Annotated in this window: 23 protein-coding genes; all 23 read left to right on the top strand. The window is 38.4% G+C overall.

From position 1 onward, the window contains the following. A partial coding sequence (locus TZ96_RS06430) for an SspB-related isopeptide-forming adhesin (protein WP_045763378.1) occupies positions 1-2,643 on the top strand: 2,643 nt, incomplete at its 5' end. Between the two features lie 285 nt (positions 2,644-2,928). After that, entirely contained in the window at positions 2,929-3,201 is a 273-nt protein-coding gene (locus tag TZ96_RS09955) for a hypothetical protein (protein ID WP_052696565.1), read from the top strand. 6 nt (positions 3,202-3,207) lie between these two features. Then, positions 3,208-5,271, top strand: coding sequence for a Cna B-type domain-containing protein (locus TZ96_RS10480; RefSeq protein WP_052696563.1), 2,064 nt, complete (start codon positions 3,208-3,210; stop codon positions 5,269-5,271). A 215-nt stretch (positions 5,272-5,486) separates the two neighbouring features. Continuing rightward, positions 5,487-6,194, top strand: a complete 708-nt coding sequence (locus tag TZ96_RS06415; RefSeq protein WP_045763377.1) for a glucosamine-6-phosphate deaminase — start codon at positions 5,487-5,489, stop codon at positions 6,192-6,194. A gap of 270 nt (positions 6,195-6,464) precedes the next feature. Continuing rightward, a complete protein-coding gene (rpsU, locus tag TZ96_RS06410; protein ID WP_000048054.1) occupies positions 6,465-6,641 on the top strand; it encodes a 30S ribosomal protein S21 in 177 nt (58 codons plus the stop codon). A 410-nt stretch (positions 6,642-7,051) separates the two neighbouring features. Continuing rightward, positions 7,052-9,781: an MBL fold metallo-hydrolase gene (locus TZ96_RS06405; RefSeq protein ID WP_045763376.1), complete on the top strand. Its 2,730-nt coding sequence runs from the start codon at positions 7,052-7,054 to the stop codon at positions 9,779-9,781. A gap of 190 nt (positions 9,782-9,971) precedes the next feature. After that, on the top strand, positions 9,972-10,907 hold the full coding sequence (gene hprK, locus TZ96_RS06400) for an HPr(Ser) kinase/phosphatase (RefSeq protein WP_045763375.1): 936 nt from the start codon (positions 9,972-9,974) through the stop codon (positions 10,905-10,907). Continuing rightward, the gene (gene lgt, locus TZ96_RS06395) at positions 10,900-11,688 is read left to right on the top strand and encodes a prolipoprotein diacylglyceryl transferase (RefSeq protein ID WP_045763374.1); all 789 of its coding nucleotides are present in this window, start codon (positions 10,900-10,902) and stop codon (positions 11,686-11,688) included. Before hprK ends, lgt begins: the two co-directional genes overlap by 8 nt. Position 11,689: 1 nt before the next feature. Beyond that, complete coding sequence (locus tag TZ96_RS06390; RefSeq protein WP_000895021.1) at positions 11,690-12,073, top strand: DUF948 domain-containing protein; 384 nt, start codon at positions 11,690-11,692, stop codon at positions 12,071-12,073. A gap of 15 nt (positions 12,074-12,088) precedes the next feature. Beyond that, positions 12,089-12,484: a YtxH domain-containing protein gene (locus TZ96_RS06385; RefSeq protein WP_045763373.1), complete on the top strand. Its 396-nt coding sequence runs from the start codon at positions 12,089-12,091 to the stop codon at positions 12,482-12,484. A gap of 85 nt (positions 12,485-12,569) precedes the next feature. Further along, a complete protein-coding gene (gene hemW / locus TZ96_RS06380; protein WP_045763372.1) occupies positions 12,570-13,700 on the top strand; it encodes a radical SAM family heme chaperone HemW in 1,131 nt (376 codons plus the stop codon). A 4-nt stretch (positions 13,701-13,704) separates the two neighbouring features. Continuing rightward, the gene (locus TZ96_RS06375; protein WP_045763371.1) at positions 13,705-14,442 is read left to right on the top strand and encodes an acyl-[acyl-carrier-protein] thioesterase; all 738 of its coding nucleotides are present in this window, start codon (positions 13,705-13,707) and stop codon (positions 14,440-14,442) included. Positions 14,443-14,452: 10 nt separating this feature from the next. Further along, complete coding sequence (locus TZ96_RS06370; RefSeq protein ID WP_045763370.1) at positions 14,453-15,226, top strand: TIGR01457 family HAD-type hydrolase; 774 nt, start codon at positions 14,453-14,455, stop codon at positions 15,224-15,226. Then, complete coding sequence (locus tag TZ96_RS06365; protein ID WP_045763369.1) at positions 15,216-15,839, top strand: TIGR01906 family membrane protein; 624 nt, start codon at positions 15,216-15,218, stop codon at positions 15,837-15,839. Before TZ96_RS06370 ends, TZ96_RS06365 begins: the two co-directional genes overlap by 11 nt. Positions 15,840-16,049: 210 nt before the next feature. Beyond that, positions 16,050-16,451 (top strand): Spx/MgsR family RNA polymerase-binding regulatory protein, encoded by a 402-nt coding sequence (locus TZ96_RS06360; RefSeq protein WP_045763368.1) that lies wholly within the window; start codon positions 16,050-16,052, stop codon positions 16,449-16,451. Further along, complete coding sequence (locus TZ96_RS06355) at positions 16,452-16,730, top strand: UPF0223 family protein (protein WP_045763367.1); 279 nt, start codon at positions 16,452-16,454, stop codon at positions 16,728-16,730. Next, a complete protein-coding gene (locus TZ96_RS06350; RefSeq protein WP_045763366.1) occupies positions 16,720-17,487 on the top strand; it encodes an inositol monophosphatase family protein in 768 nt (255 codons plus the stop codon). The genes TZ96_RS06355 and TZ96_RS06350 overlap by 11 nt, the downstream gene beginning before the upstream one ends. Before the next feature lie 6 nt (positions 17,488-17,493). Further along, positions 17,494-18,807: an RsmF rRNA methyltransferase first C-terminal domain-containing protein gene (locus tag TZ96_RS06345; protein WP_045763365.1), complete on the top strand. Its 1,314-nt coding sequence runs from the start codon at positions 17,494-17,496 to the stop codon at positions 18,805-18,807. A gap of 110 nt (positions 18,808-18,917) precedes the next feature. Next, on the top strand, positions 18,918-19,796 hold the full coding sequence (locus TZ96_RS06340; RefSeq protein ID WP_045763364.1) for a phosphate ABC transporter substrate-binding protein PstS: 879 nt from the start codon (positions 18,918-18,920) through the stop codon (positions 19,794-19,796). Then, the gene (gene pstC, locus TZ96_RS06335; protein ID WP_045763363.1) at positions 19,796-20,713 is read left to right on the top strand and encodes a phosphate ABC transporter permease subunit PstC; all 918 of its coding nucleotides are present in this window, start codon (positions 19,796-19,798) and stop codon (positions 20,711-20,713) included. Before TZ96_RS06340 ends, pstC begins: the two co-directional genes overlap by 1 nt. Then, a complete protein-coding gene (gene pstA / locus TZ96_RS06330; protein WP_045763362.1) occupies positions 20,703-21,587 on the top strand; it encodes a phosphate ABC transporter permease PstA in 885 nt (294 codons plus the stop codon). Before pstC ends, pstA begins: the two co-directional genes overlap by 11 nt. 10 nt (positions 21,588-21,597) lie before the next feature. Then, complete coding sequence (gene pstB / locus TZ96_RS06325; RefSeq protein ID WP_045763361.1) at positions 21,598-22,401, top strand: phosphate ABC transporter ATP-binding protein PstB; 804 nt, start codon at positions 21,598-21,600, stop codon at positions 22,399-22,401. A 12-nt stretch (positions 22,402-22,413) separates the two neighbouring features. Beyond that, a complete protein-coding gene (gene pstB, locus TZ96_RS06320) occupies positions 22,414-23,172 on the top strand; it encodes a phosphate ABC transporter ATP-binding protein PstB (protein ID WP_045763360.1) in 759 nt (252 codons plus the stop codon).

Raw genomic sequence — 23,172 nt, 5'->3', positions numbered from 1 at the left:
AATACTGCGGCTCAAGTAGTCAACTACTACAACCCAACTACTAAGAAAGTTGAAAAACCTGAAAAACCAACTGAAAAACGTGTAAACAACGTTCCAGTTGAAGTGGAATTCAACTTCACTAAACGCTTGGAAGGTCGTGAGCTTAAAGCTAACGAATTCAGCTTCGTTCTTAAAGATTCAGAAGGTAAGACTCTTGAAACTGTAAGCAACGATGCGGCTGGTAACGTTAAGTTCAAAGCTCTTGAATTCAAGAAAGGTCAAGAAGGCGTACACAACTACACAGTAGAAGAAGTTAAAGGAACAGACGCAACCGTTACATACGACACCATGAAAGCGAATGTAACAGTTACAGTGAAACACGATGGAACAGCTAAAGTTCTTATCGCGACTGTAGGCGACATTGCGAATAAAGAATTTAACAACCGTGTCACTCCTCCAGAAGAACCTAAGTTCCAACCAGAGAAATACGTTGTTTCTGAAGAGAAATACTCAATCACAGACAACAAGCTTCTTGATGATGATTCTGAGTTGACTGATAAATATGGTGAAACAAATACAAATCCATATGTAGATGGAACAGACAACAACGAAGCAGAAAACTTGAATACTAAGACTGTTAAACGTGGTCAAAAACTTTACTACCAAGTATGGCTTGATACAACTAAATTTGACGCAACTAACAAAGACAACGTTCAATCTGTAGGAGTCACTGATGACTTCGATGAAACAAAAGTCGATGTAGATGCTTCAGCTATCAAGGCTTACGATTCAGTAAGTGGAGCAGATGTAACAGACAAGTTCGACATCAAGGTTGAAAATGGTGTGATGACTGCAACTCTTAAAGCTGGCTTCACTAAGTCACTTGGAGACGCAGAAAACACTCAAATCATTGACACCACTAAATTCGAATTCGGACGTTACTACAAGTTTGAGATCCCAGCAACAGTTAAAGCTGACGTTGCAGGTGGAGTAGACATCGAAAATACTGCGGCTCAAATTGTAAACTACTACAACCCAGTAAGCAAGACTGTTGAAAAACCAAGCAAACCAACTGAAAAACGTGTGAACAGCGTACCAGTTGAAGTATCCTTCAACTTCACTAAGAAACTTGAAGGCCGTGAATTGAAAGCTAACGAATTCAGCTTCGTTCTTAAAGATTCAACAGGTAAAGTTGTTGAAACTGTAAGTAACGATGCAGATGGAAACGTTAAGTTCTCAGCTCTTGAATTCAAGAAAGAACAAGCAGGCGTTCACAACTACACTGTAGAAGAAGTGAAAGGTACTGATGGAACTGTTACTTATGATGAGATGAAAGCAGTAGTAACTGTAGAAGTTAAACATGACGGAACAGCGAAAGCTCTCATCACTAACGTAACTGATCCAGCAGACAAAGAGTTCAACAACAAGGTGACTCCACCAGAAACTCCTGAGTTCAATCCAGAGAAATATATTCTTAATGAAGAGAAATTTGATATCACTGGAAATAAACTCCTTGATGATGATAAAGAGTTGACTGATAAAGTAGCTGATACCAACAAAGATCCATACGTGGACAAAGTTGATAATAATGAAAAGCAAAATATCAATACTCAAACACTCCATAAGGGTGATAAGGTTGTTTACCAAGTATGGTTAGATACAACTAAATTCACTGAAGCACACAATATTCAATCTGTTGGTATTACTGATAAATATGATAGCGAAAACTTGGATGTTAATGTAGCTGAAATTAAGGCTTATGATTCAGTAACTGGTGAAGATGTAACAGCTAAGTTTGATATCTCAATTGTGGATGGTGTCATTACTGCTACATCTAAGGCTGACTTGACTAAGTCACTTGGAGATGCAGAAAATACTCAAATAATCGACACTGCTAAATTAGCATTTGGACGTTACTACAAGTTTGATATTCCAGCACGTATCAAGGGAACTGCTAAAGAAGGTGTAGATATTGAAAATACAGCTTCTCAAATTGTTCACCAATATGATCCAACTAAGAAATCAGTTGAAAAACCAGAAAAACCAACTGAAAAACGTGTTGTTAATATTCCAGTGAAAGTTGAATTCAACTTCACGAAGAAATTGGAAGGTCGTGCGTTGAAGGCTGGTGAATTCAGCTTCGTATTGAAAGACAAAGATGGTAACGTGATTGAAACCGTAAGCAATGATGCTGAAGGTAAGATCAAGTTCTCAGCTCTTGAATTCAAACGTGGTCAAGAAGGTACTTATATCTATCATGTAGAAGAAGTGAAAGGTACAGAGGCTGGAGTTGAGTACGATAAGATGGTAGCGACTGTTGGAGTTACTGTAACTAAGGATGGTAAAGTGTTGACTCTTACTTCACAAATGCCTGAAGATACTGAGTTTAACAACAAGGTAACACCGCCAACACCACCAACACCGCCAACACCACCAACACCACCAACACCAGTAACACCGCCAACACCGCCAACACCACCAACACCGCCAACACCAGTAACACCACCAACACCAGTAACACCACCAACACCAGAAAAACCTAAAGGTCCTGAGTTGCCAAACACTGGTGAACAATCTAAATCTGGAATTGCTGCACTTGGTGCTGCACTTGGTCTTGTAGGTCTAGGTTTGGTTGCGAAACGAAAAAAAGAAGATGAAGCTTAATATTTCTAGTTTTCTAGAATGATTCAAGATTTGTCTTTGAATATCTAAACAAAAGATATTCTAAAGTTGGTTATACATTTATTAAATAAGTGTATGTAATCGCAAGAAGAGAGGTTAATTCCTCTCTTTTTGTTTTTATAATTTATTTAAGAAACGGAAAACTTTGAATAAATATAAAACTTTAAAATTAATTAAACAAATGGTCGGTAAATGTACATTTTTTAAATAAGTATGGTATAATTTGGTTAGATAATCAAATGTTTTCTAATCGTAAAGGAGGTTATTATGAAGCATAAATTGTCTAGATGTTTAACATTTTTTTTAATGTTTTTGCTAATAGGCTTATCAATAGTTAAATTAGCAAAAACAGTTCAAGCGGATTCGGTGACGGGTTATAATCTTGATACTAAGATTATTCATGAGCGATCTGGCCTTGAATTGAGTGATGATGTGGAAGTTATTGCTGGGGAACGTTTAATCGCAACTTATCAATTAATTTTTCCAGATAGTCAGAGTATCTCTGAGAATGATCAATTGATTTTAGATATTCCTAGATAGCTTAGATTGATTACAAATTTGACATTTGACGTTACAAATAGTAAGGGCACGAAGGTTGGGATTGCTCAAACAGATCCTAGTACAGGAAAAGTTACGGTAACTTTCACAGATTATTTTGCTAAGAGGCCTGAGAATAAAGAGCTTTCTTTACAGTTTAATTTAACTATTAATCGAGAAGTCATTAAGGAGAGTCAACCAGTTTCTGTTACCATTGGTCATAAGACTTATAGTTTCAAGTACAAACAAGACAGTGGTGAAGCAGGCGACTATGAGATGAAATACGGTTATCAAGATGATACAGATCCAAGTATTATTAAGTGGCGTATTCTCCTGAATGCGAATCAAGATATGATTCGTGGGATGACAATTACGGATACTTTTGGGGATGGACAAACCTTAATTCCTGAGAGTTTTCGTGCAGTTCGTTATGAAACACAACCAACAAAAATTCGTAACGAAGCTCATATTCTCACGTTAGAGCCATCAGATAACTTTTCAAACAAGGCAGTATTCACTAAAAATGCTCAAGGAGGAATCACAGGCTTTACGATTCCATTTGGAGATAACTATCATTGGGCAATGTATATTGAATACTCTACTAAATTACCAGATGGAGTTCCTGCAGGTTCATTAGTATCGAATAATTTAGCATGGTCTGCAACAAATTTTAAAACACGTAGTATGGTACGTGAAGTCCGTCTAGAGTCAGGATCAGGTTTTGGTAACGCAGAAAAATCAGAATCAGTTATTTTAAAGGCCCACAAAACTTTAAAAGGGAAAACACTAGAAAAAGATCAGTTTAACTTTGCACTTTATGATGCTGCAAACCCTAGTGAACCTCTTCAAATTGTAAAAAATGCTGAAGATGGAAGTGTAACCTTCAATGCTATTAAGTATAAAAAAGAAGGAGTTTACAACTATATCATTCGTGAAGTTATTCCTGAAAGCACTAATAATTACGATTATGATAGTCATGAACTAAAGGTTACTGTAACAGTAACGGATGATGATGGTATCAAAATGGGAACAGTGTCTTACGGTGAAGAGGAAACTACATTTATCAATACTTATCGAGGAACTACAAGTATAAAAGGTAAGAAAATTTGGAATGATACAGATAACAAAGCTGGCATTCGTCCAGATGCTATAACTGTTCGTCTTTTAGCTAACGGTAAAGAAGTAGCAAGTAAATCTGTTAAATCAGAAGATAATTGGAACTTTACATTTGATCAGCTACCTGAAAATGATGCTGAAGGAAATGCAATTGTTTATACTGTAGCAGAAGACAAAGTTGAGGGGTATACGACAGAAATAGATCAGACAAACTACATCATCACTAATACACATGTCCCTAATATTCCTGATACTCCTGAAGTGACAGAATTAAAAGTCAGCAAGATTTGGGAGGATGCTGATAATGAAGCAGGAAAACGCCCAAATAGCATTAAGGTACAACTCTATGCTGATGGAAGTAAAGTAGGGCAAGAAGTTATTTTGAACGAAGATAATAATTGGACTCATACTTTTACAAATCTTCCGAAATATTTAGCAGGGAAAATGATTAGCTATACAATTAGTGAAGTCAATGTTCCTGAGGGATATGTATCAAAAATAGTTCGAGATAATGAAACGAACCTAGTTTTGGTTAATACCTATCAACCACCAGTACCTCCGGGTCCAATAACGCCTCCAGGCTCAGTAACGCCTCCAGGCTCAGTAACGCCTCCAGGTCCAGTAACACCTCCAGGTCCGGTCACACCTCCAGGTCCAGTAACACCTCCAGGTCCGGTCACACCTCCAGGCTCAGTAACACCTCCAGGCTCAGTAACACCTCCAGGCTCAGTAACACCTCCAGGTCCGGTCACACCTCCAGGTCCAGTAACACCTCCAGGTCCAGTAACACCTCCAGGCTCAGTTACACCTCCAGCACCAGTAACATCATCAACGCCTGAAAAGAAAAAGGCTAATGAGTTACCGAAAACAGGTGAACAGAAAACTACAGTTTTAATCGTTTTAGGAGTAGCGCTTGGTTTAGTTGGATTGAGTTTGGTTGCTAAACGTAAAAAATAATATAAGAAAAAGAAACATTTTCCAAAATATAATCAGGAAGTGTTTCTGATAGATGATTTAAGAGAGGACGTCAAACTCCTCTCTTTTTTAGAGTAGGTAGACCTATCAATTGATTTCTTTAGTATATTTATATTTTCAACAAAAATAAACCGTTTTCACTTGACAAAAATTGGTCTATACCATATAATAAAATAAAGAATATGGAGGACAAAATTATGAAAGTTATTCAAGTGGAAAATCCAATTGAAGGTGGAAAAGTTGCTTTTGATATCTTAAAAGAAAAATTGGAAAACGGTGCACAAACATTGGGACTTGCAACAGGAAGTAGCCCTCTGGAGTTTTACCAACAAATCGTTGAGAGCGATCTTGATTTTTCAAATCTTACAAGTGTGAACTTGGATGAGTACGTAGGTCTTGATGGGGACAATCCTCAATCATATCGTTACTTCATGCAAGAAAATCTTTTCAATAAGAAACCATTTAAAGAAAGCTTCTTGCCACGTGGTGTCAAGGATAATGCAGAAGCAGAAGTAGAACGCTACAACCAAATTCTTGCTGACCATCCAGTTGACCTACAAATCTTAGGAATTGGTCGTAATGGACACATTGGATTTAACGAGCCAGGGACTCCATTTGATAGCCAAACACATCTTGTAGAGCTTGACCAGTCTACTATCGAAGCTAACGCACGTTTCTTTGATAAGATTGAAGATGTTCCAACACAAGCTATTTCTATGGGAATTAAAAACATTTTGGACGCTAAGTCTATCCTTCTCTTTGCTTATGGTGAATCAAAAGCAGAAGCTATCGCTGGAACTGTTGAAGGCCCTGTGACAGAAAGTCTACCTGCAAGTAGCCTGCAAAACCATCCAGATGTGACCATTATCGCCGATGCAGCAGCACTCAGCTTGTTAAAGAAATAAGATTTTAATCATTAAAAACCATTCGATCCTATAGATTGGGTGGTTTTTTGGTTTGGATATGCTCAAAAAATGAATACAGTTTATCTGAAAGTGGTACAATAATTTTAATAGAGGAGTGAGTGATAGATTTTCCCTTGAAAAGAAGAATATATAATTCTCATTTTTTAAAAATTAAATGAAATGATTTGGGAGAATTTCATTTTTTTCTTGACAATTTTCTTCATTACGTGTAAAATAGAGTAGATCTTGAACTTGAAGGGAGTGAAAAAAATGTCTAAAACAGTAGTACGTAAGAATGAATCTCTTGACGATGCTCTTCGTCGTTTCAAACGTGCAGTTACTAAAGCTGGTACTCTTCAAGAAACACGCAAACGTGAATTCTATGAAAAACCTTCTGTAAAACGTAAACGTAAATCAGAAGCAGCTCGTAAACGTAAAAAATTCTAATTAATAAGAAAGGCTAGACTTGTCTAGTCTTTTTTGTTAGCTTCTAAGAGTGAAATCTCAGAGAGGATAGTTAATTCAGTGTTAAATAGATATAATGATATTAATTATAGCTGATTTTTTAAGATAGTGTTAAAAGATTAGAGTCAAGAAAGTATTTTTGCAGAGAAGATTATAAACAAGCAGATAGAAGTCTAGGGAAAAATTATCAGAAACAGTTACTGAAGAAAAGCTATAGAGTACTATGATTACAGATAAAAGAGTACGAAAGTTCATCTTTTATATTTAAATACTATTGCAGAAAGAAGTCATTTTGGGTAGTAAAAATGACATTTTACATTTTTACACCCCTTTTTCATGTTTTTTTGGTATAATTGTATATATATTAGTAGAAAAATCTGAGAGGCTTTATCATGAAAAAAACAAAAGTTGCAGTCGCTTTAGGAGCATTTTTGTTTCTTAGTGTCAGCGCAAGAGTTGAGGCGGATACAAGTTCGCAGTCTGACGTGAATCGGATTCATTTCATTAATACCAAAGGAAGTCCAGGTACAGATGCCATTTTGCTTGAAAGTAATGGGCATTATGCGCTGATAGATATGGGTGAAGACTATGACTTTCCAGATGGAAGCGATCCCCTTTATCCATTAAGATCGGGGATTATTACGTCAAATTTCTACGCAATTGAAGATCGACTTTTCCGTCATCTTGACCATGTAGGTGTTCAGAAGTTAGACTTTATGCTTGGAACACATGTTCATAGTGACCATATCGGTGGAGCTGATGAGGTTCTAAAAAAATATAAGGTTGATAAATTTTATCTAAAAAGATATTCGGATGATCGAATTGCCACTCAATGGGGCTTGTGGGATAACCTTTTCAACTATAATAATGCTCTGAATGCCGCTAGAAAATATGGGGTCAATCTTATCCAGGATATCTCTGATAATGATAGTCATTTCAAAATGGGGGATATGGATATTCAGTTGTATAACTACAAGAATGAATACGGTCCAGATGGAAAATTAAAGAAAGTATACGATGATAACCCCAATTCAATTGTTGCTGTAGTTACAGTAAATGGAAAGAAAATTTATCTGGGTGGGGATCTTGATAATGTTTATGGAGCTGAAGATCGCTTAGGTCCACAAATTGGGAAAGTCGATTTGATGAAGTGGAACCATCACCTCGATGGAAAAGTTTCAAATAGCATTAATTTCCTCAATAACCTCTCTCCATCTATCGTTGTGCAAACAACAGGTTTGGATATCAATGTTCAAGCAACAAGAGATAAATTGAAAGAGATGAATGTTCAAGTCGTTCATGCTTCAAGTGATAAAAAAGATGCTACTGTCTTTGATATAAAAACAGATGGCATTAATAATATTTCTCAAGAATACCCAGATATTCCGAATACTACTGCACGTTGGATTACTGAAGATGGATATAAGAAGTATTATTTCGCTGATGATCAGATGGCAACTGGTTGGCATACAATTGATGGTGCGAAATACTTCTTCAATGGTAAAGGACATCTGCAACAAGATAAATGGCTTCAAGATTTTGATGATGAAGGTACTCTTAAATCTTTATATATGGATAAAGATGGGAAGTTACAAACTTCTAAATGGCTTCAGATTGACAAGCATTGGTATTATGTAGATTCTAAAGGATATCGAAAAGAATCCGAGTTAGCAATCATTGATGGTAAGACCTATTACTTTGACGAAAAAGGGATTATGCAAACTGGTACCAGAACAGTGAATGGAGCAACTCTGGTCTTTGATGATACAGGTGCGCTTTCAAATGAACTAAGAGCATCATCCTGGAATAAAATTGGTAATAAATGGTATTACCTAGATGAAAATAAAAAAATGACCATTGGTTTCAAAGAAATTGACGGAAAGTTGTACTATTTCAATGAAGCCGGAGAAATGGGAACTTATTGGCAATATACGCACCAAAAATGGTATTACTTTAGCGCTTCAGGTGAAATGAAACGTGGTTGGCTCAATGATGCAGGTAAATGGTATTATCTAGATCCTAAAACTGGAGAAATGGTCACTGGTTTAAATAAGATTGACGGCAAATTCTATCGCTTCAATGATGGAGGCGTCATGGCAACTGGTTGGGAACAATTTGATGGCAAATGGTACTATTATACATCTAGTGGCGATCAGAAAAAAGGCTGGCTTAAATACAACAATGACTGGTACTATCTCGAACTGAAAGATGGAGAGATGGTTACAGGAACCAAAGAAATCGATGGGCAACAATATAGCTTTAAAGATAGTGGTGCTATGGTTACTGGCTGGAAACAAACAGATGACAAATGGTACTATTATGCATCAAGTGGTGAACTGAAAAAAGGCTGGATTAAATATGCTGGTGATTGGTACTATCTTGATTCGAAAGATGGAGAGATGGTTACAGGAACCAAAGAAATCGATGGGCAACAATATAGCTTTAAGGCTAGCGGTGCTATGGTTACTGGCTGGAAACAAGAAGATGATAAATGGTACTATTATGCATCAAGTGGTGAGCAGAAAAAAGGTTGGATAAAATCTGCAGGTAAATGGTACTACTTGAATCAAAATGACGGCGTTATGGTGACTGGCAGACAGGAAATTGATGGTGTCAAATATAGCTTTAACCAATCTGGAGCTATGGAAACCGGATGGGTATTTGACGGCAAAGATTGGTACTATCATAAAGAATCTGGAGCTGCAGAGACTGGTTGGTTCAAGTACTCTGGTAAATGGTATTACTTAGACAATGAGACTGGTAAAATGGTCACAGGTATCCATGAAGTCTCTGGAGATTACTATTACTTTAATAAGTCTGGTGAAATGCAAGTTGGTTGGATTCAAGAAAAAGGAGACTGGTATTACTTCAAACCAAGTGGAGAAATGCTTCGAAATGCGACTACACCTGATGGTTACAAAGTAGGTAGTGATGGTAGAATGCTTTCTAATGGAGTAACAACAACCACAAGCACTACAACTACGACTCCAAACACAACAACTGTAGAAGAACCAGCTTCAACAGAAGCAACTCTAAGAGAACCAGCTGAACACACAACCGAATCTACAACAAGTAGTGAAGAAAAATCAGTACCAGCTAGCAGTGATAAAGTGTCTGACTAGTCTAGTACTGTTGAATAGTTGAATAAATAAAGAGAAGGGATTAAACACTAACCTATTGTTTAATCCCTTTTGGCTGTTAAAATTATAATGGTTGCTTTCTTAAATAAATACCCCAAACACTGTTAAAAACATAAACTTCCTACCACAATTTGATATAATAGTAGGGAGAACTCGATTGAAGGAGAAAATTATGTCGGTTTTAGTCAAAGAAGTGATTGATAAGCTTAGACTAGACATTGTCTATGGTGAGCCAGAATTACTTGAAAAGGAAATCAATACAGGCGATATTTGTCGTCCAGGTCTCGAAATGACAGGCTATTTTGATTACTATACCCCAGAGCGGATTCAACTATTGGGGATGAAAGAGTGGTCTTATCTGATTAGCATGTCTTCTCATAACCGCTACCAGGTATTGAAAAAATTGTTCCAACCGGAAACACCTGCAGTTATTGTTGCGCGTGGTTTAGTAGTTCCAGAGGAAATGCTAAAGGCCGCTAGAGAATGTAAAATCGCTATTTTAACGAGTCGTACAGCAACAAGTCGTCTGTCTGGAGAATTGTCAAGTTACCTAGATTCTCGTTTGGCTGAGCGTGAAAGTGTACATGGTGTCTTGATGGATATCTATGGTATGGGTGTGTTAATCCAGGGTGACAGTGGTATTGGTAAGAGTGAGACAGGTCTAGAACTCGTGAAACGAGGACACCGTTTGGTAGCGGATGACCGTGTAGATATCTTTGCTAAGGATGAAATGACTCTCTGGGGTGAACCAGCTGAAATCTTGAAGCATTTACTTGAGATTCGTGGTGTTGGTATTATAGATGTGATGAGTCTTTATGGTGCTAGTGCAGTGAAGGATTCTTCACAAGTTCAGTTGGCTGTCTATCTAGAAAATTATGACACGCAAAAGACTTTTGATCGCCTAGGCAATAATGCTGAGGAATTGGAGATTTCTGGAGTAGCTATTCCACGTATCCGCATTCCTGTAAAAACAGGACGTAATATTTCTGTCGTTATCGAAGCAGCAGCGATGAATTATCGTGCTAAGGAAATGGGCTTTGATGCTACTCGACTATTTGAAGAAAGATTGACAAATCTGATTGCAAAGAACGAGGTGAAAAATGATTGATCCAATCGCTTTTCAAATTGGTCCTTTAGCTGTTAGATGGTATGCGCTTTGCATCGTTACAGGTCTTGTTTTAGCGGTATATCTTGCCAGTAAAGAAGCGCCTAAAAAGAAGATTTTATCTGATGATATTTTGGACTTCATCTTAATTGCCTTTCCTTTATCTATCATTGGTGCTAGACTCTACTATGTCATCTTTAGATTTGATTATTATAGTCAACATCTGGGAGAGATTTTTGCTATTTGGAATGGTGGTCTTGCGATTTATGGTGGTTTAATTACTGGAGCGATTGTTCTCTATATCTTTGCTGATCGCAAATTAATCAATACTTGGGATTTCTTAGATATTGCAGCTCCTAGCGTCATGATTGCTCAGAGTCTAGGTCGTTGGGGGAATTTCTTTAACCAAGAAGCCTACGGAGCAGCCGTTGACAATCTTGATTACTTACCTGGTTTTATCAAGAATCAAATGTATATCGATGGTTCCTATCGTCAACCAACCTTCCTATACGAATCTATCTGGAATCTGATCGGTTTTGCCTTGATTGTCGTTTTTAGACGTCGATTAAAGAGTGTCCGTCGTGGTCATATCACTGCCTTTTATCTAATTTGGTACGGATTTGGACGTATGATTATCGAGGGCATGCGTACGGATAGTCTCATGTTCTTTGGACTCCGAGTATCCCAGTGGTTGTCCGCGCTATTGATTGGCCTTGGTATTTATATCATCTTTTATCAAAATCGGAAAAAAGCACCATTTTATAATGTAAAAAAGGAGAATTAAAATGTTAGAAGTGGCTTATATTATTGTGGCAATTGCCTTGGTTGTATTTTTAGTTTATCTGATTATTACCCTTCAAAAAGTTGGTCGTGTAATTGATGAAACTGAAAAAACTGTTAAAACTTTAACATCAGATGTAGATGTAACTCTTCATCAAACAAATGAATTGCTTACAAAAGTCAACGTTCTTGTTGATGATATCAATGTCAAAGTTGCTACAATTGATCCCCTCTTTACAGCAGTTGCAGACCTCTCTGTTTCTGTTTCTGACCTAAATGAACAAGCACGTGTTTTGAGTAAAAAGGCATCATCTGCTGGATCAAAAACTATAAAAACTGGTGCAGGTTTATCTGCTATTCGTGTTGCAAGTAAATTTTTTAAAAAATAAAAAAGGAGTTGACTAATGGGAAAACTATCATCTATCCTTTTAGGAACTGTTTCAGGTGTTGCAGCTGCCTTGTTTTTAACTAGTGACAAAGGAAAACAAGTTAGAAGCCAAGCACAAGAATTTTTAGAAGATCTAAAAGAAGATCCTGAGTATGCTAAAGAGCAGGTTTGTGAAAAATTAACGGATGTCAAAGAACAAACCAAAGAATTCGTTCTTAAAACAAAAGATCAGATTGAATCTGGGGAAATTACTCTTGACACTGTCCTAGATAAAGCAAAATATCATGCTCAACAAGCGACCGAGGCTTCAAAAGAAACCTTGAATCATTTCAAATCACAACTGGAAGAAAAAGTAGTTGTGGAAGAAAATGGAAATGGTCAAGAAATTGTCATTGAGCTTCAAGAAAATTAAAATAGAGTCACCATTCTTTGTTTTCTAGAAAATCAAGAATGGTGATTTTTTTCTTGAGTGAACTCTTTGTGGTATAATAAATACTATGCAGAAGAAACCGACATCAGCCTACGTGCACATACCATTTTGCACACAAATTTGTTATTATTGTGACTTTTCCAAGGTCTTTATTAAAAATCAGCCAGTAGACAGCTATCTAGAGCATCTACTGCAAGAATTTCATTCTTATGACATTCACAAATTGCGTACACTCTATATTGGTGGTGGGACACCGACAGCCTTGTCCGCTTCTCAATTGGAAGTTTTGTTAGAAGGATTGACTAAAAACTTAGATTTGTCAGTCTTAGAAGAATTAACTATCGAGGCTAATCCTGGTGATTTGGATGCGGATAAGATTGCTGTTCTGCAAAATTCTGCAGTTAATCGTGTTTCACTAGGTGTTCAGACCTTTGATGATAAAATGCTGAAAAAGATAGGGCGTAGTCATACGGAAAAGGATATTTATGAAAATATCGATCGTCTCAAACAGGCTGGTTTTGACAATATTTCCATTGACTTGATCTACGCACTTCCTGGGCAGACCATGGATCAGGTAAAGGACAATGTCGCTAAGGCAATTGCCCTTGATATTCCTCATATGAGCCTCTACAGCTTAATTTTAGAAAATCATACGGTTTTTATGAATCGTATGAGACGAGGAAAATTACCACTTCCTAAGGAAGAATTAGAAGCAGAGATGTTTGAGTATATCATTGCAGAGCTAGAAAAAGCTGGCTTCGAGCATTATGAGATTTCTAATTTTTCAAAACCAGGATTTGAGAGTCGTCACAATCTTATGTACTGGGACAATGCTGAGTATTATGGAATTGGTGCTGGTGCGTCTGGCTATGTAGACGGTGTTCGCTATAAAAATCATGGGCCTATTCGCCATTATTTAAAGGCGGTAGAAGAGGGAAATGCTCGTATTACTGAAGAACACCTGAGTCAAAGGGAAAAAATGGAAGAAGAGATGTTTCTCGGCCTTCGCAAGAAGTCAGGAGTTTCCATGGCACGCTTTGAAGAAAAATTTGGACGGTCTTTCCAGGAACTTTATGGGGATATTGTCAAAGACTTGATTCAACAAGGTCTTATGCAACTTGATGGCGATCATGTTCGTATGACTAAGAGAGGGCTCTTCTTAGGTGATACAGTAGCAGAACGATTTATATTGGAGTAAAATTATGGGCTTAACTTATCAAATGAAGATGAAAATTCCTTTTGATATGGCTGACATGAATGGTCATATCAAACTACCAGACGTTATCTTGTTGTCCTTACAGGTATCAGGGATGCAGTCAATTGAACTGGGAGTGAGTGACAAGGATGTTTTAGAACAGTATAATCTGGTCTGGATTATCACGGATTATGATATCGATGTGGTACGTTTACCTCAATTTGCTGAGGAAATCACCATTGAAACAGAAGCTTTGACCTATAATCGTCTTTTTTGCTACCGCCGATTTACTATTTATGATGAAGATGGTCAAGAAATCATTCATATGGTAGCTACCTTTGTCCTTATGGATCGTGAGAGTCGAAAGGTTCATCCTGTAGTACCAGAAATTGTCGCCCCTTACCAATCTGAGTTTTCTAAGAAACTGGTCCGTGGGCCAAAATATACAGAGCTGGAAGAAGCGATAAGCAAGGACTACCACGTTCGTTTCTATGACTTAGATATGAATGGTCACGTCAATAACAGTAAATACCTAGACTGGATTTTTGAGGTCATGGGAGCAGATTTTCTTATCAACCATATCCCTAAAAAAATCAACCTCAAATATGTCAAGGAAGTTCGACCAGGAGGCATGATCACTTCTAGTTATGAATTAAATGGATTAGAGAGTAATCACCAAGTCTCAAGTGATGGCGATATCAATGCTCAAGCAAAGATAACTTGGCAAGAAATTAAAAAAGATTAGAAAGAAAGATATGACTTATAAAGGATATTTAATTGATTTAGACGGAACAATCTATAAGGGGAAAGATAGAATCCCAGCAGGAGAAGCTTTTGTTCATGAGTTACAAAAAAGAGAGATTCCTTATCTTTTTGTGACAAACAACACCACTCGTACACCTGAAAGTGTTCAAGAGATGCTAGCTAATCAGTTTAACATCGACACGCCTGTATCAACCATTTATACTGCAACCTTAGCGACTATTGATTACATGAATGATCTAGGACTTGAAAAGACAGTCTATGTCATCGGAGAAGCAGGCCTAAAGGAAGCCATTCAAGCAGCAGGATATGTTGAAGATAAAGAAAATCCAGCCTATGTAGTTGTTGGCTTGGACTGGCAAGTAGACTATGAAAAATTTGCTACAGCAACCCTAGCTATCCATAAAGGTGCTCATTTTATCGGTACCAACCCTGATTTGAACATTCCAACTGAACGTGGACTTTTGCCTGGTGCTGGTTCACTGATTACTCTTCTTGAAGTAGCAACTCGCGTAAAACCAGTTTATATTGGAAAACCTAATGCGATTATTATGGACAAGGCTGTTGAACACCTAGGACTTGAGCGAGAAGAAATTGTCATGGTGGGCGATAATTACCTGACTGATATTCGAGCTGGTATTGACAATGGCATTCCTAGCCTTTTGGTAACGACAGGATTTACAAAACCTGAAGAAGTAGCTGATTTACCAATTGCACCAACTCATGTCCTTTCAAGTCTAGCGGAGTGGGATTTCGATGAAAACTAAGTTTACTTTTGTAGGAAGTATTCTCTTTCTCCTCTCGCTTGCTATTTTATTGACCATTTACCTGGCTTGGTTTGTCTATCCTCAGGAAATTTCTTGGTTAAACTTGACAAGTCGTGTTCATCTGCAACCTCAGACTATCCAGCATAATTTTAATGTTTTGATGGATTATTTGACCAATCCATTAAATCAAGCATTGGAAATGCCAGATTTTCCTTCATCAGCTTCTGGTATCTATCATTTTGCGGTTGTGAAGGATTTGTTCCATCTGGCTCAAGGAGTAGCACTAGTAACTCTACCGATATTCTATCTTTTTTGGAAGCAGGTCATTCAGAAAGGATTTCTATCTCTGTACCGTAGAGGTCTCTTAATCATGCTCTCGCTACCTTTGGTACTTGGGTTAGTTGGTGTCTTCATCGGATTTGAGCAGTTCTTTACTTTGTTTCATCAAATTCTTTTTGTAGGTGATGATACCTGGCTATTTGATCCAGCAAAGGATCCTGTCATTCTTATCCTACCAGAGGACTTTTTCCTCCATGCCTTTCTTCTATTTTTCTGCTTGTATGAATTGATTTTTGGATTTATGTACCTACAGAGTAGAAAAACAAATAGATAAGTCAAGAAAAGTATTACTGATTCCAAATAAAATCTAGGAAAAAACTATCGTTTGTAACATGAATATTTCTATATTTAAGCGAAACATTCACATTTGATTCTAAAAACCCTATTTTTCTTGAAAAAGTAGGTTTTTTTACGGAAATAACTAGTCAAGCGCTTTATTTTTTTGTATAATAGGAATAGAAAAGTATGTAAAGAAGAGGAAAGCATGATTACACTATTTTTATCACCGAGTTGTACATCATGTCGTAAAGCAAAGGCCTGGCTCGAGAATCATAAAGTGCCCTTCCAAGAGCATAATATTATGACCAGCCCTTTAACGAGAAAAGAACTGCAACATATTCTTTCCTTGACCGAAAATGGTACTGATGACATCATCTCGACTCGTTCAAAGATTTTTCAAAAATTGAATATTGATGTAGAGAGTATCTCAGTATCGGAGTTGCTTCATTTAATTGAGCAGTATCCGAGTCTTTTGCGTCGTCCGATTATTATTGATGCAAAGCGAATGCAAATCGGTTTTAATGAAGATGAGATTCGTGCTTTTCTCCCTCGTAGTTACCGTAAACAAGAACTGAAAGAAGCTACATTGAGAGCTGGTATTAATTAGATGAATAAACAGTATAGTTACCCACTAGATTTGTCGTGGAGCACTGAAGAACTTGCTTCAGTGCTTTCTTTTTTTAATGATGTTGAAGCAGCCTATGAGACTAAGGTAGAGGCAAAAAAACTACTAGATTCCTATAAGGGATTCAAAGCGGTTGTTCCAAGCAAGAGTGAAGAAAAACGCTTGGGCCGTGAATTTGAAACTGCGAGTGGTTACTCCTTCTATCGAGCTGTCCAATTGGCCAAAGAACAAGGGGAAGGGAAGATTTCACTTGGAAAATAAATTTATGTTTGCCAAAGAGATTGTCAAGGAAGCAGGAGACTATATTCTAGCTCATATGCAGGAAGAATTGCATATTGAGAGAAAATCATCCCCTACAGACTTGGTGACTCGTTTGGACAAGGAAGTTCAGAATTTTTTGATTGATAAGATTCGTTCGCGTTATCCTGATGACCAATTTTGTGCTGAAGAGGGATGTCTACGTGCTTCAGTTGGACATGGATCTGTTTGGGTCATTGATCCCATTGATGGTACCAACAACTTTGTCGCACAAGGTGATGATTTTGCCGTTATGCTAGCCTATTTTGAAAACGGTGTGGGCCAGTTTGGGATCATTTATGATGTCATGAAAGGTCATTGTTATCATGGAGGAGGTACTTTTCAGGCCTGTCTCAATGAAGAACCCTTGCCTAATTTTAAGGATAAGCCCTTGCGAGATTTTCTAATTGCGAGTAATGCTGGCATGTTGGAAACAAACGCTTGGGGTGTCGCAGAATTGGCTAATGCTTCACTTGGTGTACGTATCTATGGAAGTGCAGCTATCAGCTTTTCAAAAATATTATCTTGTCAGCTATTGACCTATATCACCTATCTCCAACCTTGGGACTATGCTGCAGCTGGTATCATTGGAAAAAGTTTAGGTTATCAGATTGTAACCTTAAATGGAGAGCCGGTGGATTTTCAGACACGACAACCAATTATGATGGTTCCAACAGACAAGTTGGCAGAAATTCAATCCTATATCTATGAAAGGAAATAAACTTACATGCAATTTCCAGAAGGATTTGTAAAAAAATATGAAGCAATATTGGGAGATGAGGCAAGAGCTTTTCTTGCCTCTTTTGATGATGAGGCAGTTTCCGCCTTTCGCATCAATCCCTTAAAAGAAAGCCAAGTTTCTTTTTCAGATGCTATTCCACATACACCTTGGGGCTATTATGGCAAGGTTTCTGGGAAATCTTCTGAACATGTAACAGGCTTGGTCTATTCCCAAGAACCTGCTGCTCAAATGGTTGCTCAAGTAGCTAAACCAAAACCAGGCATGAAGGTCTTGGATTTGGCAGCGGCTCCCGGTGGGAAATCAACTCAACTGGCAGCTTATCTTGCAGGCGAAGGACTACTTGTTTCCAATGAAATTTCTAGCAAGCGAGCTAAGATTTTGGTTGAAAATATGGAACGGTTTGGAGCATCAAATGTAGTTGTAACCAATGAATCTGCCGATCGTTTGGCTAAAGTATTTAAAGGATATTTTGACCTAATTGTCCTAGATGCACCATGCTCTGGAGAAGGGATGTTCCGAAAACAGCCAGATGCTATGGATTATTGGAGTGTAGAATATCCAAGCCAATGTGCTGACTTGCAGCGTGAAATTCTAGAGGATGCGGTCACCATGTTGGCTGATGGTGGCCGTTTGGTTTATTCAACCTGTACCTGGGCCCCAGAAGAAAACGAAGAAATTATCAAATGGTTACTGGATAGTTATGATTTTGAATTGATTCCAATCGAACCTATCAATGGGATGGCTCCTGGGATTGATTTTCCAGAGACAGCTCGGATGTACCCACATCGTTTTAAGGGAGAAGGCCAATTTGTTGCTCATCTTCAGTTTAAGGGACAAAACAAGTCAGGCAAGTTCAAGCCTTCTAAGACTAATATCAGTCGCGAACAGTTGAGTTTATGGCAAGATTTTGAAAAAAAACACCTAAAGATTAATTTGCCAGGTATTTTACAGACTTTTGGAGACCAACTGTATCTCTTACCAGAAGTCTTACCAGATTTGGGTAAGCTTAAGATTGCACGAAACGGACTCCATCTTGGAACCTTTAAGAAAAAACGTTTTGAACCAAGCTTTGCACTTGGATTATCTTTAAAACCAAGCCAAGTCAAACAATCAATTGAAATTCATGAAGAGGACTTTGTTAAATACGTGGCCGGTGAGACAGTTCAATTGTCTGAAACTTTGCCAAATGGCTGGTACCAAGTTTTAGTTGGTGGGAATGGTCTAGGCTTTGCAAAAGTGATCGGAAATATCTTGAAGAATTATTTCCCTAAGGGCTTGAGGTTTAAGGTAAAAAACTAGTCAAAATCAGTATTCTATGTTATAGTGGAAGTATGGATTTTTTGCATAAAACATTAGAAAAATAGGGCGAAATTCCAAGCTATTCATCATTATTTTCAAGGAGACAAATAGTGAAAAAATTTAAAAAACTCACCCTCTTTCTTGCAACCTTTTTACTTGCTGGTTCACTAGCAGGGTGTGCAAGTTGGATTGATCGTGGGGAGTCAATGACAGCTGTTGGCTCAACTGCCCTCCAACCTTTAGTCGAGGCGGCAGCAGATGAATTCGCATCAGCTCATATCGGTAAAACTGTCAATGTTCAAGGTGGTGGTTCTGGTACAGGACTATCGCAGGTTCAGTCAGGAGCAGTAGATGTCGGAAATTCGGATGTATTTGCGGAGGAAAAAGACGGTATTGATGCTTCAGCCTTGGTTGATCATAAGGTAGCTGTTGCAGGTTTGGCTGTTATTATCAATAAAGAAGTAGATGTTGATAATCTAACGACAGATCAACTCCGACAAATCTTCACAGGAGAAATTACCAACTGGAAAGAAGTCGGTGGGAAAGATTTAGCCATCTCTATAATCAACCGTGCGGCTAGTTCAGGTTCTCGTGCAACCTTTGATAGTGTGATCATGAATGGTCAATCAGCAATGCAAAGTCAGGAACAGGATTCAAACGGGATGGTCAAATCAATCGTTTCTCAAACCCCTGGAGCTATTTCCTACTTAGCATTTGCTTATGTTGATGATTCTGTTGGGACAATCAAACTCAATGGTTATGAACCAATTTCAGAGAATGTAACCACGAATAATTGGCCTTTGTGGTCTTATGAACATATGTATACACTTGGTGAGCCAAATGAATTGGTTGCCGAATTCTTAAACTTTATCCTTTCAGACGAAGCTCAGAACGGAATCGTTAAAGGAATGGGCTATATTTCTGTTAAGGAAATGAAGGTTGAAAAAGATGCTGCAGGGACTGTAACAGCGCTAGAAGGGAGTCAATAATGAATCAAGAAGAATTATCTAAAAAATTGCTCTCTCCATCAAAGAACTCTCGTCTTGAGAAATTAGGGAAAAGTCTGACTTTTGCCTGTCTCTCTTTGATTGTTATCATTGTGGCTATGATTTTAATCTTTGTAGCCCAAAAAGGGTTATCTACCTTCTTTGTTAATGGTGTGAATATCTTTGATTTTCTCTTTGGTGCAACTTGGAATCCATCAGGTAAACAGTTTGGCGCCCTTCCAATGATTTTAGGTTCCTTTATCGTTACCATCCTATCAGCTCTTATCGCAACACCATTTGCAATTGGTGCTGCGGTCTTTATGACAGAAGTATCGCCAAAAGGAGCTAAGATTTTGCAACCAGCTATCGAACTTCTAGTTGGGATTCCTTCGGTAGTTTACGGATTTATCGGTTTGCAGGTCGTTGTACCATTTGTACGTAGTGTCTTTGGTGGAACAGGTTTTGGTATTTTATCAGGGATTTTCGTTCTCTTTGTTATGATCTTGCCGACTGTAACCTTTATGACAACTGATAGCTTAAGGGCAGTGCCTCGTCACTACCGTGAAGCAAGTTTAGCTATGGGAGCGACTCGTTGGCAAACAATCTGGCGTGTTACTTTGAAGGCTGCTCGTTCAGGTATTTTTACGGCTGTAGTCTTTGGTATGGCGCGTGCTTTCGGTGAAGCACTAGCTATTCAGATGGTGGTCGGAAACTCAGCCGTTGTCCCAACTTCATTGACAACACCTGCTGCGACTTTAACCTCTGTTTTGACCATGGGAATTGGTAATACCGTTATGGGAACTGTTGATAATAATGTTCTTTGGTCACTGGCCCTAGTATTGCTCTTGATGAGTTTGGCCTTTAACAGTGTGATTAAATTGATTACGAAAGAAAGAGGAAAGAAAAACTATGCACGCTAAGAAATTAGATAAACTTGCAACAGCTGTCCTCTATACCATCGCAGGAATCATTGTGACCATTCTTGCTTCCTTGATTCTCTATATCTTGGTTCGAGGCTTACCTCATGTTTCTTGGTCCTTCTTGACTGGAAAATCATCTTCTTACCAAGCAGGTGGAGGTATTGGAATTCAGCTTTATAATTCCTTCTTCCTTTTGGTCATCACCTTGTTCATCTCTGTGCCTTTGTCAATGGGAGCTGGGATTTACTTGGCTGAGTATGCCAAAAAAGGTCGTGTTACCAACTTCGTTCGTACCTGTATTGAGATTTTGTCTTCTCTACCATCAGTCGTTGTTGGTCTCTTTGGTTACCTTATCTTTGTAGTTCAGTTTGAATATGGATTTTCAATTATTTCTGGTGCCTTGGCTTTAACTGTCTTTAACCTTCCACAAATGACTCGTAATGTTGAAGACAGTTTGAAACACGTTCACCATACGCAACGTGAAGCTGGTTTAGCGCTTGGACTTTCTCGTTGGGAAACAGTTCTTCATGTTGTTATCCCCGAAGCCCTACCTGGTATTGTTACGGGTGTTGTCCTTGCATCAGGTCGTATCTTTGGTGAAGCTGCGGCTCTTATCTATACTGCAGGACAATCAGCACCAGCTCTTGACTGGTCAAACTGGAATGTCCTCAGTGTAACCAGTCCAATCTCAATCTTCCGTCAAGCAGAAACCTTGGCTGTTCATATCTGGAAAGTCAACAGTGAAGGAACTATTCCTGATGGAACACTTGTTTCAGCAGGTTCTGCTGCGGTGCTCCTAATCTTTATCTTAATCTTTAACTTTGGAGCTCGCAAACTCGGAAGCTACTTACACAAGAAATTAACCGCTGCCTAAAGGAGAAGCCATGTCAAAATATAATTGGGATGAAAAGCATATCATTACCTTTCCAGAAGAAAAAGTGGCCCTCTCTACTAAGGATTTACATGTTTACTACGGTAAAAATGAATCCATTAAGGGCGTCGATATGCAATTCGAAAAAAATAAAATCACGGCCCTGATTGGTCCGTCGGGATCTGGGAAATCAACCTATCTACGCAGTCTCAACCGTATGAATGATACCATTGATATTGCCAAGGTTACAGGCCAAATCCTCTATCGAGGTATTGACGTTAACCGTCCTGAGATCAATGTTTATGAAATGCGTAAACATATCGGAATGGTGTTTCAACGTCCAAATCCATTTGCTAAATCAATCTATCGTAATATTACTTTTGCACATGAACGTGCAGGGGTCAAGGACAAGAAAGTCCTAGATGAAATTGTAGAAACATCACTTCGTCAGGCTGCCCTCTGGGATCAGGTCAAAGACGATCTTCACAAGTCGGCCTTGACCCTATCAGGTGGTCAGCAGCAACGACTTTGTATCGCTCGTGCAATCTCTGTTAAACCGGATATTCTCTTGATGGATGAACCTGCATCAGCCTTAGATCCGATTGCGACAGCTCAACTTGAGGAAACCATGCTTGAGTTGAAGAAGGACTTTACCATTATCATCGTAACCCACAGTATGCAACAGGCTGCGCGTGCTAGTGACTACACAGGATTTTTCTACTTGGGTGATTTGATTGAGTATGATAAGACTGCTAATATTTTCCAAAATGCTAAGCTACAGTCTACTAATGACTATGTAACTGGACACTTTGGTTAGAAAGGGAACAGTATGACAGAACCGATTTTGCAGGTTTCAGACCTGTCAGTCTATTACAATAAAAAGAAGGCCTTGAATAGTGTTTCCTTATCATTCCAACCCAAGGAAATTACAGCCCTTATCGGTCCGTCTGGATCTGGAAAATCAACACTTCTAAAGGCTATTAACCGAATGGGTGACCTTAATCCTGAAGTGACGACAACTGGATCAGTGGTTTATAACGGTCACAACATCTATAGCCCTCGTACCGATACAGTTGAATTGCGTAAGGAAATTGGAATGGTATTCCAACAACCCAATCCTTTTCCTATGTCTATCTATGAAAATGTCGTTTATGGCCTTCGCATAAATGGAGAAAAGGATAAGCAGGTCTTAGATGAAGCAGTGGAGAAGGCTTTACAACGTGCTTCAATCTGGGATGAGGTCAAGGACCGTTTGCATGACTCTGCCATTGGTCTTTCAGGTGGGCAACAGCAACGTGTTTGTGTGGCACGTGTATTGGCGACTAGTCCTAAAATCATCCTTTTGGATGAACCAACTTCAGCCTTGGACCCTATTTCTGCTGGTAAGATTGAGGAAACCTTGTATGGTCTAAAAGACAAGTACACCATGCTCTTGGTCACTCGTTCTATGCAGCAGGCATCTCGAATCTCTGATAAGACAGGATTTTTCCTCAATGGAGATTTGATTGAATTTAACGATACCAAGGATATGTTCCTCTATCCTCAACATAAGGAGACAGAGGACTACATTTCAGGTAAATTTGGATAA

Source organism: Streptococcus infantis (assembly GCF_000963255.1).
Classification (GTDB): domain Bacteria; phylum Bacillota; class Bacilli; order Lactobacillales; family Streptococcaceae; genus Streptococcus; species Streptococcus nidrosiense.
This window is presented reverse-complemented; position numbering and strand designations above follow the sequence as displayed.